The sequence below is a fragment of the Sphaerisporangium perillae genome (assembly GCF_023276435.1).
GTDB classification, from domain to species: Bacteria; Actinomycetota; Actinomycetes; order Streptosporangiales; family Streptosporangiaceae; genus Sphaerisporangium; species Sphaerisporangium perillae.
Map to the genome: position 1 here is coordinate 79,650 of NZ_JALLPO010000012.1, position 15,074 is coordinate 94,723.

20 protein-coding genes are annotated in these 15,074 nt (G+C 70.9%); 10 read left to right on the forward strand and 10 right to left on the reverse strand.

The window, feature by feature from the left end; translation table 11 throughout:
• Nucleotide 1 precedes the first annotated feature (1 nt).
• On the reverse strand, nucleotides 2-481 hold the full coding sequence (locus MYF83_RS13805; RefSeq protein ID WP_248960695.1) for a cupin domain-containing protein: 480 nt from the start codon (nucleotides 479-481) through the stop codon (nucleotides 2-4).
• A gap of 364 nt (nucleotides 482-845) precedes the next feature.
• Here MYF83_RS13805 and MYF83_RS42665 point away from each other — a divergent pair, with 364 nt between their 5' ends.
• A complete protein-coding gene (locus MYF83_RS42665; protein WP_279339498.1) occupies nucleotides 846-980 on the forward strand; it encodes a hypothetical protein in 135 nt (44 codons plus the stop codon).
• Nucleotides 980-2,092, forward strand: a complete 1,113-nt coding sequence (locus MYF83_RS13810) for a YeiH family protein (RefSeq protein WP_248960696.1) — start codon at nucleotides 980-982, stop codon at nucleotides 2,090-2,092. Before MYF83_RS42665 ends, MYF83_RS13810 begins: the two co-directional genes overlap by 1 nt.
• Before the next feature lie 160 nt (nucleotides 2,093-2,252).
• On the opposite strand, the gene MYF83_RS13815 is transcribed toward MYF83_RS13810, so the two are convergent.
• The 4 genes from MYF83_RS13815 to MYF83_RS13825 all read right to left on the reverse strand — a co-directional run bounded on the left by MYF83_RS13815 (nucleotide 2,253) and on the right by MYF83_RS13825 (nucleotide 5,423).
• Nucleotides 2,253-4,274 (reverse strand): hypothetical protein, encoded by a 2,022-nt coding sequence (locus MYF83_RS13815; RefSeq protein WP_248960697.1) that lies wholly within the window; start codon nucleotides 4,272-4,274, stop codon nucleotides 2,253-2,255.
• 196 nt (nucleotides 4,275-4,470) lie between these two features.
• A complete protein-coding gene (locus MYF83_RS42670; protein WP_279339499.1) occupies nucleotides 4,471-4,596 on the reverse strand; it encodes a hypothetical protein in 126 nt (41 codons plus the stop codon).
• A 136-nt stretch (nucleotides 4,597-4,732) separates the two neighbouring features.
• Nucleotides 4,733-5,086 (reverse strand): HflX-like GTP-binding protein, encoded by a 354-nt coding sequence (locus MYF83_RS13820; RefSeq protein ID WP_248960698.1) that lies wholly within the window; start codon nucleotides 5,084-5,086, stop codon nucleotides 4,733-4,735.
• A gap of 136 nt (nucleotides 5,087-5,222) precedes the next feature.
• Nucleotides 5,223-5,423 (reverse strand): hypothetical protein, encoded by a 201-nt coding sequence (locus MYF83_RS13825; RefSeq protein ID WP_248960699.1) that lies wholly within the window; start codon nucleotides 5,421-5,423, stop codon nucleotides 5,223-5,225.
• A 309-nt stretch (nucleotides 5,424-5,732) separates the two neighbouring features.
• On the opposite strand from MYF83_RS13825, the gene MYF83_RS13830 reads away from it, so the two are divergent.
• Entirely contained in the window at nucleotides 5,733-5,927 is a 195-nt protein-coding gene (locus MYF83_RS13830; RefSeq protein WP_248960700.1) for a hypothetical protein, read from the forward strand.
• Nucleotides 5,928-6,163: 236 nt separating this feature from the next.
• Here MYF83_RS13830 and MYF83_RS13835 read toward each other — a convergent pair whose 3' ends face one another.
• Both MYF83_RS13835 and MYF83_RS13840 read right to left on the reverse strand, forming a co-directional pair.
• Entirely contained in the window at nucleotides 6,164-7,009 is an 846-nt protein-coding gene (locus tag MYF83_RS13835) for an SDR family oxidoreductase (RefSeq protein ID WP_248960701.1), read from the reverse strand.
• Nucleotides 7,006-7,308 carry an antibiotic biosynthesis monooxygenase gene (locus MYF83_RS13840; RefSeq protein ID WP_248960702.1) on the reverse strand — a complete coding sequence of 101 codons (303 nt, stop codon included), beginning with the start codon at nucleotides 7,306-7,308 and terminating at the stop codon, nucleotides 7,006-7,008. The genes MYF83_RS13835 and MYF83_RS13840 overlap by 4 nt, the downstream gene beginning before the upstream one ends.
• Before the next feature lie 100 nt (nucleotides 7,309-7,408).
• On the opposite strand from MYF83_RS13840, the gene MYF83_RS13845 reads away from it, so the two are divergent.
• Nucleotides 7,409-7,882, forward strand: a complete 474-nt coding sequence (locus MYF83_RS13845) for a MarR family winged helix-turn-helix transcriptional regulator (protein ID WP_248960703.1) — start codon at nucleotides 7,409-7,411, stop codon at nucleotides 7,880-7,882.
• 40 nt (nucleotides 7,883-7,922) lie between these two features.
• On the opposite strand, the gene MYF83_RS13850 is transcribed toward MYF83_RS13845, so the two are convergent.
• Together MYF83_RS13850 and MYF83_RS13855 are read right to left on the reverse strand one after the other, a co-directional pair.
• Nucleotides 7,923-8,405, reverse strand: coding sequence for a metallophosphoesterase family protein (locus MYF83_RS13850; RefSeq protein ID WP_248960704.1), 483 nt, complete (start codon nucleotides 8,403-8,405; stop codon nucleotides 7,923-7,925).
• Between the two features lie 181 nt (nucleotides 8,406-8,586).
• The gene (locus MYF83_RS13855; RefSeq protein WP_248960705.1) at nucleotides 8,587-9,276 is read right to left on the reverse strand and encodes a GntR family transcriptional regulator; all 690 of its coding nucleotides are present in this window, start codon (nucleotides 9,274-9,276) and stop codon (nucleotides 8,587-8,589) included.
• 199 nt (nucleotides 9,277-9,475) lie between these two features.
• Between MYF83_RS13855 and MYF83_RS13860 the strand changes: the two genes are divergently transcribed.
• The 4 genes from MYF83_RS13860 (at nucleotide 9,476) to MYF83_RS13875 (ending at nucleotide 12,334) form a co-directional block, all read left to right on the forward strand.
• Nucleotides 9,476-10,261 (forward strand): LamB/YcsF family protein, encoded by a 786-nt coding sequence (locus MYF83_RS13860; protein WP_248960706.1) that lies wholly within the window; start codon nucleotides 9,476-9,478, stop codon nucleotides 10,259-10,261.
• Nucleotides 10,262-10,322: 61 nt separating this feature from the next.
• Nucleotides 10,323-11,030, forward strand: coding sequence for a 5-oxoprolinase subunit B family protein (locus MYF83_RS13865; RefSeq protein WP_248960707.1), 708 nt, complete (start codon nucleotides 10,323-10,325; stop codon nucleotides 11,028-11,030).
• Complete coding sequence (locus MYF83_RS13870; protein WP_372500152.1) at nucleotides 11,023-11,919, forward strand: 5-oxoprolinase subunit C family protein; 897 nt, start codon at nucleotides 11,023-11,025, stop codon at nucleotides 11,917-11,919. Before MYF83_RS13865 ends, MYF83_RS13870 begins: the two co-directional genes overlap by 8 nt.
• Nucleotides 11,920-11,977: 58 nt before the next feature.
• Nucleotides 11,978-12,334: a D-glutamate cyclase family protein gene (locus MYF83_RS13875; RefSeq protein ID WP_372500153.1), complete on the forward strand. Its 357-nt coding sequence runs from the start codon at nucleotides 11,978-11,980 to the stop codon at nucleotides 12,332-12,334.
• A gap of 21 nt (nucleotides 12,335-12,355) precedes the next feature.
• Here the strand turns inward: MYF83_RS13875 and MYF83_RS13880 are convergent, their stop codons facing one another.
• Nucleotides 12,356-13,198, reverse strand: coding sequence for an SGNH/GDSL hydrolase family protein (locus MYF83_RS13880; RefSeq protein ID WP_248960708.1), 843 nt, complete (start codon nucleotides 13,196-13,198; stop codon nucleotides 12,356-12,358).
• 182 nt (nucleotides 13,199-13,380) lie between these two features.
• Here MYF83_RS13880 and MYF83_RS13885 point away from each other — a divergent pair, with 182 nt between their 5' ends.
• Together MYF83_RS13885 and MYF83_RS13890 are read left to right on the forward strand one after the other, a co-directional pair.
• Nucleotides 13,381-14,235, forward strand: coding sequence for a (2Fe-2S)-binding protein (locus MYF83_RS13885; RefSeq protein ID WP_248960709.1), 855 nt, complete (start codon nucleotides 13,381-13,383; stop codon nucleotides 14,233-14,235).
• A 26-nt stretch (nucleotides 14,236-14,261) separates the two neighbouring features.
• Nucleotides 14,262-15,050 carry a helical backbone metal receptor gene (locus MYF83_RS13890; RefSeq protein ID WP_248960811.1) on the forward strand — a complete coding sequence of 263 codons (789 nt, stop codon included), beginning with the start codon at nucleotides 14,262-14,264 and terminating at the stop codon, nucleotides 15,048-15,050.
• Nucleotides 15,051-15,074: the final 24 nt, after the last annotated feature.

Genomic DNA, 15,074 nt, shown 5'->3' on the forward strand with positions numbered 1-15,074 from the left:
TTCAGGTCGCCCGGTACTGGTCGTGGCGGGCGTACAGTTCCGTCCATTCGTCCTCGGTGAGGGTCCTGCCGGTCTGGCCGATCTCGGCCAGTTCGCGGAAGTACGCCTCCCGGGGCGCGCCCGGCGCGAACAGGATGAGCATGGCGGCGGCTTCGTCGCTCTCGTTGGCGAAGTTGTGCACTCCCCCTTCGGGGACGTGCAGGAAGTCGCCCGGGGTGGCGTCCACCCAGCGTGCTCCGTCGTAAAGCCGGACGGTGCCGGACAGGATGTAGAAGGACTCGGAGAACGTCTTGTGGAAGTGCGGGCTGGACCCGCCCATTCCCGGGAGCATGTTCCACTCGAACAGGCCGAAGCGCCCCTGCGTCACCGAGCCGGTGGCGACGAAACGGGCGACGGTGCCCGACCGCATCGTCACGTGTTCCACTTCGCCGGGCGGCAGGTAGAGCGCGCTCGTCTCACCGACGTCTTTCAGGTACGACACCTCGGGTTCCTTCCTTGTCGCAGGGCGGCGAAGGCCATCCTCCGGCATTTGATCGGCCGGCCGTAAGCGCCAATGCCGGTCCGGTCGATTGGGCCAATGCGGTGCCCGAGGTGCCGGATCGCGCCGGATCCCGCCCGTCATCGCCGGGTCCCCGTCTCACCGCGATCCCTGGCCAGGCAAATCCATGTATTCCCTATTGACTTATAGCAGAATGCGATCGACGCTTGGCCTGAATAACGGCGGGCCTGCGATCACCGCGCCGGTCCGCCAGGTGACGACGCAGCTCGGCCGGCCGTTCCGACGCGGCCCGCCGGCCGCAGAAAGGCACTCCCATGAGTGAGCAGCGATCGGCGGAGGTGCCGGCATGAGCGAGGTAGAACCGCCGACCAGCGGCGAGAGCCGTACCGCGCTCAACGAGGACTGGGCTGCCACCATCGTCGGCCTCGTCCTCCTCGTGCTGATCATCACAGGCGTGATCCCGACAGGGCTGGTGCCGTGATGAGCACCGAGCAGGCCGCGAACACCGGTGTCCAGGCCGGGACGCCCGCCTGGCGGTGGCCCGCCGCCGGAGTCCTCGTCGTGCTCCTCCTTGCCGCGGCCACCCGGTTCCTGGAGAAGGGCGTCCCCACCTGGTTCGCCGGGTCGGGCCTGGCCAAGGCCATCGAGTTCCCCGTGTACGCGATCGTCCTCGGCCTGCTGGGCAACGCCGTCCTCACCGCCACCGGGCTGCGGGACCGGCTGGCCGGCGGCTTCAGGACGGAGTTCTTCATCAAGACGGGCCTGGTCCTGCTGGGCGCGTCGATCAACCTCAAGGTGATCGTCACCGCGGCCGGGCCGGCCATCATCCAGGGCATCGTGCTCATCAGCACGGTCTTCCTGTTCACCTGGTGGCTCGGCGGCAGGCTCGGTCTTGACGACAAGCTCCGGGCGCTGCTGTCGGCCGCCGTGTCGATCTGCGGCGTCAGCGCCGCCATCGCCGCGGCCGGAGCCGTGCAGGCCAGGCGCGAGCAGCTCGCCTACAGCGCCAGCCTGGTGATCGCCTTCGCCCTGCCGTCCATCTTCATCCTCCCGGCGCTCGCCTCCGCCCTCGGCCTCAGCCCCGAAGTGGCCGGGGCCTGGATCGGCGGCAACATCGACACCACCGCCGCGGTGACCGCCGCGGGAACCATCGTGGGCGAGGACGCCCTCGCGATCGCCACCATCGTGAAGGTCACGCAGAACGCCCTCATCGGTGTCGTCGTGGTGGCGCTGACCGCCTGGTTCGCCTTCCGCGTCGAGCGCCGCGCCGACGCCGCCCGGCCGGGCCTGGGCGAGCTGTGGCGGCGCTTCCCTAAGTTCGTGCTGGGGTTCGTGAGCGCCTCGGTGATCGCCACCTGGTACCTGACCACCGTCCCCGCCGCCCAGGGCAAAGCCGTCATCGGCGTCGCCAACGACCTGCGCACGTGGTTCCTCATCCTGGCCTTCGTCAGCATCGGCCTTGAGTTCCGCGTGGCCTCGCTGAAGGAGGCCGGCTGGCGTCCCGTGGGCGTGTTCGCCGCCGCCACCGTGGTGAACGTCCTGGTCGCCCTGGGCCTGGCCGCCCTGCTGTTCAGCGGCTACACCGTCGAATAGGCCGCGTCGGAGGTCCCACACGTAGGGGGCCTGGGCAGCGTCAGGCCGAACCACCGTAGGTCGGCGTCTGCCGGTCCCGATACCCCGGGACCGGCACCCGACGACAGCTGGTGCCTCGACGTTCTATGACGCCAGCTGGAACGCCGTATGTGGGGAGATGTCAGCGCTTGCGTTTCTTGCCAGGTCTGCCGTGGCGGCCGTGCGATCCGGGAGCCGGGGTACGCACCAGACGCAGCCGGTGAACTCGCGCGCGCATCGGTTCGGCCACCAGTATGCGCAGTTCCTCCATGGCCGTGTGACCGGCATGGCCTGAGCTCAGCACCGCCTCGACCATCTCAAGGGCGTCCTTCCCCGCCATTTCCTTGACCTGCTCCATGACGGCTTCAGGACCACCGAGCTCCAGGAGCACGAGCAACCCTTCGGCCAGCAGCGACAGTTGCTCCTGCGGGGTGAGGTCCTCGGGTCGCAGGTCTCCCGCCTCCAGGAGAGCCGTCACGGCGATCGGGCCCAGCGCCGGATCGTGCCGCGCCCGTGCGAGCATCGACCGCCCGTCAGCGCGCACCTCCACCAGGGAGGCGAGCATGGCCGCCGCTCGCGTGCGGAAAGGGCAGGCACGGATGGCGCCGAGAAGTGGTGCGATGTCTCCCCCGTGCGCCGTCAGCCAGCCTTCGAGCTCCAGGGCGGCCTGTTCCGGAGGGTAGTGCTGGGCCAGTACACCCAGCAGCTCCGCCGGTGGAGCATCGGCCAGCTCTCCGACCAGCGGAACGTCCCGGCCGTCGGCGAGCATCTGCTCCCGTACCGCCCTCAGGCCGAGGGGCGTCAGCTCGATCAGCAGGTCCGGCTTGTCCCGGCCTCTCAGGAGCCGCGCACAAACCTCAGGCGGCAAGGGCTGCTCAGCTCCCTGAAGATCACTGAAGTACAACTCGTCCGGAACGCCGTGGCTCAGCTCGACCACGCCTAGCTCGGACAGGACCTCAAACGCCATGAGCAGATCCCGCTCGACCAGCCGCCGCCAAAGCTTCTGCCGGACGTCGTCCCCGGCCTGATCGAGCACGAAGTATTCCTGACAGGTAAGCCACACGGTCTCCTTGAGCCGGGCCAGTGGAACAGGACTCGGCATGCCGTACGCGCTGTTCAGCACGTCGGGGAGAACCTCGTCGAATGTCTCGACGAGCAGGGAGGACGCGCTCCAGGTGGCGGCGGGCACGCCGATCGCGGCGCCCAGCTCGAAGAACACCTCGAACGCACGCGACCACAGGGCCTCGGGATCGCGCAGGACTGGCGCGGCCTTGGCCACTCGCACCAGGCGTCCCTTGCTGACCCGGAGCAAGCGTGCTTTCTTCGCCCAAGCGAGCAGCAGCCCGATGCGGGGCATCTCGGCCGAGCTGCGCACCTTCATTTCCTGCTCTTCGGTCTCGAGCAAGCCAGCCAGTTCCCGGGCATCGCCCAGTCTCAGGTGACCGGCGGCGGTGAGCTGCCGCCCGTCCGCCCCCACCCAGCCGGCCAGGCGAGTTAGCTGCCATACGACCCTGCTCTTGGCCGCCGCCTCGGCGAGTTCCGCAGCCGGCGGGAGTGCCACGGGAAGCTGGGCGAAAGCCCGCTCCTGGTAAGAGCGAGGCCCCGAGTCCAGGAATTGGGCCTTCACCAGGTTGTCGAGCAGGTCGTTGTCGTATCGCACCCGCCCGGCGTCGAGGTCCCGCTGGAACCTCTCCAACGCCCGCCGGTCGGTGAGATCGACACCGTTGTCGAGCGCCGTCCGTGCCCAGAATTTCCCAACGCTCTGACGCAGCGGATCGGCAAGCGCGACGGGGTACTCCGCCGCGACCTCGGCGACGGCCGCCTCCAGCTCCGCCGGCCCGGCGCCACGAGGATCACGCAGACCGGACGCGGCCAGATAGCGCAGCAGGGTGAGCAGGCTCTCAGGCGCGGCGTCGAGGACATCCGGGTCGGCCACGACGCGCTGCGGAATCCACTCCAGCAGTAGCCGCCGCACCTGGCCGGGGCCCCAGAAGGCCAGCCGCCCATCACGACTGTGGTGCCGCGAGTCCAGAGCCGCGGAGATCATCACCTCTTCGGCCCGCATGCCGTGCTCGGCCGCCCATATCTGGCAGCGCCGGATCAGCAGATCCTTGACCGACGCGAACTCCTCGACCTCGTCGAGTTCGAAGTGGGTCCGCATCATGCACTCCGTCTCATGCTCACAGGATCCTGCCATGTGTGAGCCAATCAAAGCGGTAAGCCGCAGTACGGTCACCGCTCTCCTCACGCGGGACCGCAGGTTCGAATCCTGCTTCGGAGGATATGTGATGTCTCCGGACATCCATGTCCATGCTCGACGGCGGTCGCAACCTGAGCACGGCCCTTCCTCGTGAACAGGATCAGCGGCCTTCCTGCTTGGCGCGCTCCAGCCAGTCGAGGCTGTTCTGCCCGATGGCCTCGCAGGCGAGTTGTTTGGCCGCAGTGGTGGAGAGGCCGGTGAGTGAGGTGTCGATCCAGGCCTGCACGTTGACGTGACCTTGGTCTTGGTATTCCCGCTCCCATGACCGGCCGCTCGGTGGCGGGATGGCCCGCCAGGTGACGGCCCGCCGTCACCGGTGGATGCGCGGGCCGTCCTTTCCGGCTCGGAGGGACGAGGACCGGTCACGCCCGCAGGTCGTCCGAGGTGATCACGGGACAGTGGAACAGGCCGGTCAGCGCCTCGCGCTGATGGTCGGTCAGCGGGTTGAGGAAGATGACCGCGTGGGCGCGGCTCTTCTCCCGCACCAGCGCGATCTCCTCCACCTTGCCGGCGCTGACCAGCGTGCGTGACGAGTACGGCAGGTCCATCGTCCGCACGCCACCGTCGGATACTCCCCGGCGCTGGACGAACCGCCCCACCACCTGAGCGCCGAGAGCCAGCACCGAGTCCGCGAACTCATCCATGATCGTTAGATACTGCTTCTCCTTGGCGGAGAAGTAACCGACGAGCACGACGTTCATGCCAGTCAGATCCACAGCCGGAGGGTCCTTCGCGGGACGGGTGCTCCGCGGGGGGCGGCCGCGCCGCCCCATGGGTCGATGTGGCTTCACGATCGCCACGGTAGCGATCGGATGACCGCCCTTCTATCTGCCGCCCGCCCTCAGGCGATGATCACTGGCCGGACTTGAAGGGAACGATCCAGGCGAAGACCACGCCGCCGAAGTTCACCAGCATCGTGTGCGGGGCACGGTTGGCCGTTTCGGTGACCTCGAGCCTGATCACGGAGCCCTCGGACATCCACGCCGCCACGTCGTCCTCGGTCGGCTGGGCGCCGTGCACCCGCAGCATCAGGTCATGGGGTTGTCCGGCCATCCTGAGATGCAACTCGCACGTGGGCTCGGGGTACGCCATGGTCGCCGTCCAGGTGAAGGAGATCGCGCCGAGGTGCCGGGCGCCGGCATCCCTCTCAGCGTACTTGCCCGACCGGCCCGGACCGTCGGGCCAAGGTGCGTGGGCGCGCGTAGGCGCCCTTTCCGGCCGCTATCGTCGGCCATCCATCGGGGCCGGTGAAATAGAAGCGCAGCGATAGGGAGCGGATAGCGACCCCTAATACCTTCGTAATTGCCAGCAGGGAAACGGCAAAGAAATAAGCCGAAGGTCGCAGAAAAGGGGTCAGCAGAAATGACGAACAACCTCAGGTCCACCGCCGCCCGGATCGCCATCGTCACCATCATCGCCATCGGCGGCAGCGCGACCGTCACCAGCATGGCCATGGCCCAAACGTCCGCCACGCCCACCACGGTCACCTCGGAGACGCAGGCCACGCCGACCCCCACCCCGACCCCCACGAGCAGCTTCGGCACCCCTTGGGGCTGATGCCCAAGGAGCGGCCACGGCTCAAATGCGACCGGAGAATTCATTTCTCCGGTCGCATTCAGCATTTCGACCCCGATTCTCACGCCCGATTTCCCGCCGCCCTCCTTTCCGGATTACGCACCCGAAAACCCGCACCGCCCCACGTGAGCCGGCCCCCTACTCCGCTATCGAATCCCCGCACGCGCGCGACCTGTCGTGTGCCCGCATCGACGGCATCCGAACGCCAGGGCAGGCTTTCAGGCGGCGCGCAGTGCTCCGGAGAAGTCGCGGGCGAACTCGGCGAACGGCCGGGCGGGGCGTCCCATGACGTCGGGGAAGTCCCGCGTGGTGAAGTCTCCCCAGCCACCCGCGTAGGCGGTGCCGTACTCGGCGTTGACGGCGGCGATCCATTCGGGCAGCCCCGCGTCGAGCATGGCCTGGTAGGCCTCCCGCTCGCTCAGCGAGTGGTAGCGGATCGGGGTGCCGAGCACGGGCTCCAGCCGCTCGGCGGCCTCCTTCAAGGAGATGCTCGCGGGGCCGGTCAGGGTGTACACCTTGCCGGCGTGCGACGCGGGTGCGGCAAGGACGCGCGCGCCGAAGTCCGCGATGTCGCGGACGTCGATGAAGCCGAGCCGGCCGTCCCCCACACCCCCGTACAGGGTGTCGCCCTGCACCGAGCCGAGCAAGTTCTGCATGAAGAAGTGCGGCCTGATGATCGTCCATCCCAGGCCGGACGCCATGAGCTCGGCGTCCGACAGCGCGTGGAGCCGCCCGTTGCGGGTGGGGGCGTCATGGGCGGCGCCGACCGCCGACAGGCGTACGACGTGGCGGACGCCCGCCTGGCGAGCCGCCCAGAGGGCGTTCATGCTCGCATGCGGCGCCTGCGGGCCCATCGCGTTGAGCAGCCACAGGGTGTCGACCCCCTCGAATGCCGCGCCGAGGGTGCGCGGCCGCTCGAGGTCGCCGACCACGACCTGCGCTCCGGCGACGCCGGGCGCCCTGTCCGGATCGCGTACGAGCACGCGGACGTCATCGGTGATGGGCAGGGAGCGGAGGAGCGCGCCGGAGACGTTGCCGCTCGCGCCGGTGATCAGGATGGTCATCGGGCGTTCTCACTTTCGGTGGTGGTGCCCTCTTCGGAGGAGAGCACGTCGTCGATGGCCGCGAAGAAGGCCGTGATGCCGGGGAGGTTCGCGCCCTTGGCGCGCGACCGGGTGAAGTCCTCGGAGGTCCGCCAGTAGACGATGTCGAGCCACTGGTCGCCGGGCAGGCGTACCAGGCGGGCGTCCAGGAAGCCGGCGCGGTCGGCCCGGAAGTCCGCGAGCATCGCGGGTCGCGCGGCGAGCAGCGCTTCCACGCGGTCCGGTGCGACGTGGAAGCGGGTGAGTTCTACGGTTGTCAACGCTGTCTCCTCCATGGCGACCAGGCGAGATCGACCATAAAGTAAGAATCAGTGACAGTCAAGATTAGTGACTAATGAGACCGGTGATCAGGTGACCTCGATGCGGCGCAGCGAACGCAAGCAGATCGACCCCGACCTCGGCATGATGGCCGGCCAGACGCTGTTCACCATCCAGAAGGAGCTGTTCGAGACCCTCGCCCAGCAGGGGCACCCCCGCCTGCGGCCCCGGCACGGAGCGGTACTGGCCTACCTCGACGAGGAAGGCAGCCGGGCGACGGACCTGTCCCTGCAGTCCGGCCAGCACAAGCAGGTCATCGGCACGCTCGTGGACGAGCTGGTCGAGCTCGGCTACGTGCGCCGCGAACCCGACCCGCAGGACCGGCGCGCCAAGCTGATCGTGCCCACCGCTCTCGGGCTCGACGAGATGGCCCGGTCGGACGCGATCATGGCGGCCATCGAGCACCGGCACGCGCGGGCGTTGGGCGAGGACGTCTATGCGGTGTTCAAGCAGGCGTTCCGCCAGGTCACCGAGCTGCAGCGCGCCCGGCGAGACCAGCACTCCTCCCAGGCCTGAACTCCCCGCGACCCACGCCTGTCCTGCCGTACCTCGCCGATCAGGTGACGGGGACGATCTCCGCGCTCACGAGGCGGCCGTCCTCGATCTGGAGCACGCCGATGGTGCCGTGCGGCCGGCGGCGGCGATCGGTCGGCGAGCCCGGGTTGAAGATGCGCAGCCCCTCCTCGGCGTGATCGAGGGGGATGTGCGAATGGCCGAAGACCACGAGGTCCGCCGAGGGGAAGCGCCGCCGCATCCGGGCCCAGCGCCCCTTGGCCGCCCCGCTGTCGTGGATCATCGCGACCCGCAGCCCGCCGAGCTCGAGCTCGAGGGTCTCGGGCGCCCGCACGTCGGGTCCGTCGTTGTTCCCCTTCACCGCGTGGACCGGCGCGTACGCGGCCAGCTCGTCGAGCACACCGGCCGTGCAGACGTCACCGGCGTGCAGGATGGCGTCGGCCCCACGCAGGTGATCGGCCACCCGAGGCGGGCAGCCCTTCCACCGCCGAGGGGCGTGGGTGTCCGCCAGTACGACGACTCTCATCCCACCTCCGCGCATCGCACCCCCTCATACCCCAGGTCGGCCGCCGCACAACGGCGCCGGCATCGCCGTACCGCTACCCGCCGTCGCGATGCCCATTGATACGACCACCACGCCGGCCGAGAGGAACACCGGCCCCGGCGAGGAAGGTACGGGGGTGGGCCGGGGAGTCGAGGCGGGGTGATCAGGGGTGGGCTTGGACGAGGTGGTGTTCGGCGTCTGTCAGATAACTGTCGAGGAGGCGTTCGGCGCCTTCGGTGTCGCCGGTCTCGATTAGCTGGAGGATGTCGCGGTTGCGCCACAGGTAGGGCTCGTGGAAGGCGCGGGGGTTGTTCATCTCGAGGAAGCAGAGGCGTAGCTCGGCGAGCAGCCGGCTCATGGTCTCGTCCAGCCGGGGGCTGGCGGCCAGCCGCACGATGGCCTGGTGGAAGCGCATGTTGGCGGTGCCGACGTCCTCCCAGCGCTGCTCCCGCGCCGCGAGCTCGGCGCTGCCGACCGCCTCCCGGAGGGCGGCGAGCGCCTCCGCCGAAGGCTTGGCCGCCTGGCGGATGGCGGCGCACTCGACGAGGCGCCGGACGCGGTAGAGGTCGACGACGTCGCTCTCGGTGAGCCGGCGGACGAAAACGCCGCGGTTGAGCTCGTGGACGAGCAGCCGCTCGTGGGAGAGAAGGCGGAAGGCCTCACGGAGCGTGTTGCGTGACACGCCGAGGGCGCTGCCGATCGACTCTTCGGACAGGCGGGTGCCGGGCGCGAACATGCCCTCGGTGATGCGCTCGCGCAGGATCGCGGCCACGCGTTCGGCGGTGCTGGTGCGCCCGAGCAGGGCGCGGTCCTCGGCAAGGCGCTCGGTCGCCCTCGCGGCACCATCTATCACGACCGCTCAGCCCCTTCGTCGTCGTCGACGGAAGAATCTTAGCACGAGGCTATTGTCAGATCGTTGAACAATACTTATGTTGAAACCATTGGCTCCACGAGGAGTCGAGAGACGCTCGGGGGTGGCCCTGCTCGGCCTGCCGGAGACCCGGGCCCGGCAACTTTCCTGAATCACACGCACGAGGACATGGGAGCTCATCATGTCTGGCCCGATCAGAAAACTGGACCTCAACTCCGACCTCGGAGAGGGGTTCGGACGGTGGGACCTCGGCGATGACGAGGCGCTGCTGTCCATTGTCACCAGCGCCAACGTGGCCTGCGGCTTCCACGCCGGAGACCCGACGATCATGCGGCGCACGTGCGAGACGGCGGTCGAGCGCGGAGTGGCGATCGGCGCCCAGGTGGGCTACCACGACCTGGCGGGCTTCGGGCGGCGCTTCATCGAGGTGCCACCCGAGACGCTCGCCGACGAGATCGTCTACCAGATCGGCGCCCTGGAGGCCTTCGCGCGGCTCGCCGGATCCAAGGTGAGCTACGTCAAGCCGCACGGCGCCCTGTACAACGCGATCGTGCACCACGAGGGGCAGGCGGCCGCCGTCGTCGCGGCCGTCCGCGCCTACGACCCCGGGCTGCCGGTCCTCGGCCTGCCCGGGTCCCAGTGGCTGCGCCTGGCCGAGCAGGCGGGGCTCACCGTCGTCGCCGAGTGCTTCGCCGACCGGGCGTACACCCCGCAGGGCACGCTCGTGCCGAGGGACCGGCCGGGGGCGGTGCTGCACGACCCCGACGAGGTGGCCGCGCGCTGCCTGCGCATGGCGCGCGGCGAGCCGATCGCGGCGATAGACGGCACGCCGCTGTTGGTGCGGGCCGGGTCGATCTGCGTGCACGGCGACAGTCCCGGCGCCGTGGCCATGGCCCGCCGGGTACGGGAAGTGCTCACGGCGGGCGGCATCGAGCTCGCGCCGTTCGCCATGGAGCGTGCGCGATGAACCCGCACCTCACTCGCGGAGCCCAGGCCGTGAACGCGCGCCTCGCCGTGGAGCGTGCGGCGTGAACCCGCGGTTCCGCCAGTGCGGTGACAGCGCCGTCCTGGTCGAGCTGGACGGTGTCGAGGAGGTCCTCGCGCTCTACGACGCGCTCGCCGCCGACCCGCCGAACGGGGTCACCGACCTCCTCCCGGCGGCCCGCACGCTGCTCGTCCGCTTCGAGCGTCCCGCCCAGCGCGAGGCGGTCCAGTCCGCGATCCTGCGGGCGCGCCCGGCGTACGGCGGGCGGGCGGCGGGCGGGGAGGTCGTCGTACCCGTCGTCTACGACGGTGCCGACCTCGCCGACGTGGCGGCGCTGACCGGGCTCTCGGAACGCGAGGTGGTGGAGGCGCATACCGGGACGGCGTGGACGGTGGCCTTCTCCGGCTTCGCGCCCGGATTCGGGTACCTGGTCGGCGGCGACCCCCGGCTGGCGGTCCCCCGCCGGACCGAGTCGCGCGTCCGGGTGCCCGCCGGAGCGGTCGCGCTGGCGGCCGGGTTCAGCGCGGTCTACCCGCGCGAGTCGCCCGGCGGGTGGCAGCTCATCGGCCGCGCCGAGATCACGGTGTGGGACCTCGCCGCCGACCCGCCCGCCCTGCTGCGTCCGGGCATGCGGGTTCGGTTCGCCGAGGCGGGCGCCACCGGAGCGAATCCGGCGGCCCCAGGCACGACCAGAGGCACGAACCCGGGCGCCACCGGAGCGGCGAGGCCGGCGGAGGCGGGCCGTGGCTGAGATCAGATGGCTGGAGGTGCTGGTCACCGGGCCGATGACGACGGTGCAGGACCTCGGGCGCCCGGGTCGCGGCGATCTCGGCGTGGGCCGCTCCGGCGCCGCCGACCGTGGCGCGCTCCGCCTGGCGAACCGGCTGCTCGCCAATCCCGAAGGGGCCGCCGGGCTGGAGGTGACGATGGGCGGGCTGCAGGTGCGCGCGCATGGGCATCTGCTGGTCGCGCTGAGCGGTGCGCCGTGTCCCGCGACGGTGACCGACGCCGCGGGCCGCACGCGCGGCGCCGGTCACCACGCCGTCGAGTGCTTGCCCGACGGGGCGACGCTGCGGCTCGGCGTGCCACGGCATGGCCTGCGCACGTACCTGGCGGTCCGCGGCGGGCTGGACGTCCCCGCGGTGCTCGGCTCGCGGGCCACGGACATCATGGCCGGGGTCGGCCCGGAGCGCCCGGCACCGGGCTCGGTGCTGCCGGTGGGTCCTCCGCCCGAGATGTACCCGGTGGTGGAACTCGCCCCGGTGCCCACTCCGCACCCGGGTGAGCCGGTGCTCGACATCCTGCCCGGCCCGCGCGACGACTGGTTCGCTCCGGAAGCGTTGCGGACCCTGTGCGCGGAGCCGTACGAGGTGACCGTCGACAGCAACCGGGTGGGCATGCGGCTGCGCGGGCCCCGGCTGGAGCGGTTGCGCGAGGGCGAGCTTCCTCCCGAGGGGATGGTGCCCGGGGCGCTTCAGGTGCCGCCCTCCGGCCAGCCGACGCTCTTCCTGGCCGACCATCCGGTGACGGGCGGGTACCCGGTGATCGCGGTGGTGCGCACGCGTGACGTCGACCGCGCGGCGCAGGCCCGTCCCGGGCAGCGCATCCGCTTCCGGCTGAGCCGGCCGGAGCGGCGCTGAGCAGGCCGAACGGGTAGCAGGCAGAGTCGGACGCGATGGGTGGACGAAGGAGGAGAAGGTGGAGAGGACCATGGTGGATCAGGCGCGGATCGCACCCGGGGAGGCCCGCTCGCTGTTCCGCGAAGGGCTCGTGACCCCCACCTCCGGCTGGTCGTCCGGCTGGACGCAGGCCAACCTGCTGGCGCTGCCCAAGGACCACGCGTACGACTTCCTGCTGTTCGCGCAGCGCAACCCGCGACCGGCCCGACTTCGGCGAGCCGGTCGAGGTGCGCCGGGGGAGGTTCCGGTCTTCTGGGCCTGCGGGGTGACCCCGCAGGCCGCCGTGATGCGGTCGCGCCCGCCGTTCGCGATCGGCCACGCGCCGGGGCACATGGCGATCACGGACGTCCGCGACAGCGTGTACCTGGTGCCGTGAGCCGGTCCGGGACCGGCGGGGTCACATGGCCGGCGACGTCTCCCAGCCGTAGCCGGCCTGGTAGGTCACCTCGGCGAGCAGCCGCTGGCCTGTGGTGTTGGGGTGGAAGTAGTCCCAGGTGCTGAGGTCCGAGAGCGCGAACGGGTGGCCGAAGACGGCGCCGCCGTCGTACCGGCAGGTGGGCTGTTCCCCGCACACCCGCGCGAGCACCGTGTTGTAGTCGGCGACGCGCTGGCGCACCCGGTCGCGTCTGGCGACGTCGGCCGCGTCGGTGGAGCGGGGGCGGGCGAGCATCGACTGGCAGATGTCGAGGGCCGCCCACGCGGTGCGGGCCGACAGGCTGCCCTTGCCGACCTCCCACAGGCGCTTGATGTCGGGAATGCTGGCGACGAAGATCGACGCACCCGGCAGGCCGGTGGTGAGCGTCTGCATGGTGGTGCGGAAGTCGGTCTCGAAGGTGGCGACCGAGGTCATGCCGGCCTCCGAGGAGGCGCAGGCGTCGTTGGCCCCGATCAGGATCGTCACGTAGTCGGCGTCCTGCGAGACGGCCTGCTGGGCCTGTCCGGGCATGTCGGCGACCTCGGCGCCGGACTTGGCGTCGTTGTGGGCCACGAGGGAGGGGTTGGCGGCCCGGATGCGCAGGTAGTGGCTGTTCACGCTGCTGCTGGATCCGGTGGACCACGACCTGGACGGGCAGTCGACGTAGAAGCCGCAGGCGTTGAAGCCGCGGGTGATGGAGTCGCCCATCGAGGCCATCGAGTCGGGGACGGGTGCCGCGTCCGCCACGGCGGAGGCCGGGAGGAACGGGAGGAGGATGCACGCTACTGCTGCGAGGAGGACGAGGGTGCGACGGCGGGTGTCCAAGCTGGCTCCTGAGGTGAACCCCCGATCGGCGGTTTGCTCAAAATGTCAGCCCACTTGGCCCGATTTACAACCTCACATTACAAGTTACTGACCTGTTAGTAACATCCGGTTCGGTGTCCCGGCCGCCCCGGCGTACGCCGCACTCCGGCCGCCTGAGGTGAGGGCGGGCGAGGATGGGAACATTGCTCGCGACCGAGCGTGAACGGCGGCGTGGCCGGAGGTGGAACGTGCGGGCGGATCCGAGCCTGGTCGTGGAGGCGCTCGCCGAGGTGTCCGCCATCGGCCCGTACTTCGCGATCTCCACCGACCCGGCCTGCGAGGACGATGAGGCCTGGCGCCCGCTCGCCGAGCTGTCCACCGATACGGGCGCTCTGCGGGCGCGCATCGACGACTTCCAGCGGCGCCTCGGCACCGAGGAGAGCCGGGTCGCGGCCTCCATCCTGTTCCAGGGGCTGGCGGCGCGGCTGTGGTCACCGGTCGTGGGCGCCTTCGCCGCGCGCGGCCTGGTCCCCGTCGCGGCGCCGACCGGCATCCGGTGGCGGCCGGCCGCCACCGGCCCGCTCCCCCTGTGCGCCTCCCGGACCTCGCGCTGGTCCATCGTCCCCGATGACCCGCCACGGGACGCCGAGCGGGCGCCGGGCGAGGCCGCCGTGCTGGTGTACCAGGCCGTCGTGGACGACCTCCTGGCCCCTCTGGTGGCGGCCGTCCGGAGCATCACCAAGATCTCGGCATCTCTGCTGTGGGGCAACGCCGCGTCGTCGCTGGCCGGGACCCTCCGGACCCTTCCCGCCGCCCGGCCCGACCTCGGGCCCCGGGCGGCGCGGCTGGTCCGGGACGTGCTCCGGCTCGGCGTGCTCGCGGGGACGGGACGGCTCGCCGAACCGGCGCCCGGCCAGTACTTCTTCGTCCGGGTCAGCTGCTGCCTCTACTACCGTGTGCCCGGCGGCGGGATGTGCGATGACTGCGCCCTGCTCGACCCGCCCGCCCGTGACACGCAGTGGGCGCGGGCCGTACGACAGGCGGGAGGGACGCGGTGAACGACGCGACGACGGACGGCGGCACGATGCAGGACGACCTCGGCCTTCCCGTAAGGCTGCCCGCCCAGGTGCGGCGGGTGGTGTCCCTGGTGCCCTCGCTCACCGAGTCGGTCGCGGCGACGGCGCCGGAGATCCTGGTCGGCGCGACCAACTGGTGCTCCCACCCCGCCGATCTGGACGTGACGCGAGTGCGCGGCACCAAGAACCCCGACGTGGAGGCGATCGTCGCGCTCCGACCCGATCTGGTGCTGGCGAACGAGGAGGAGAACCGCGTCCCCGACCTCGACGCGCTGCGGGCGGCAGGGGTGCCCGTGTGGGTCACGGTGATCCGCACGCTCGACGACGCGCTGGCGTCGCTGCGCAGGTTGCTGGTCACCGCGATGGGGCTCCCCGAGCCGGAGTGGCTGCCCGCCGCCGAACGGGCATGGAACGCCGGCGACCTGGCCCGGGGGCCGGGCGAACGCCGCGCCGTGATCCCGGTGTGGCGCAAGCCGTGGATGGTCGTGGGGCGGGACACCTTCGCCGGTGACCTGCTCCTTCGCCTGGGCGTCCAGAACATCTACGCCGGGCACGCGGAACGCTACCCGCGCATCCCCCTCGACGAACTGCTGGCGGCCCGCCCCGATCTGGTCGTCCTGCCGGACGAGCCGTACCGGTTCACCTGTGACGACGGCCCGGGATTCTTCCCCGGCGTCCCGGCCGCGCTGGTCAGCGGGCGGCACCTGACCTGGTACGGCCCGTCGCTGGCCGAGGCCCCCCAGGTGATCGCCGCGGCCCTCGCCGCCGCGCACGCCGCCCCGCCCGGCGCGCGCTGACTCCCGCTCCGGAAGGGCGACCTG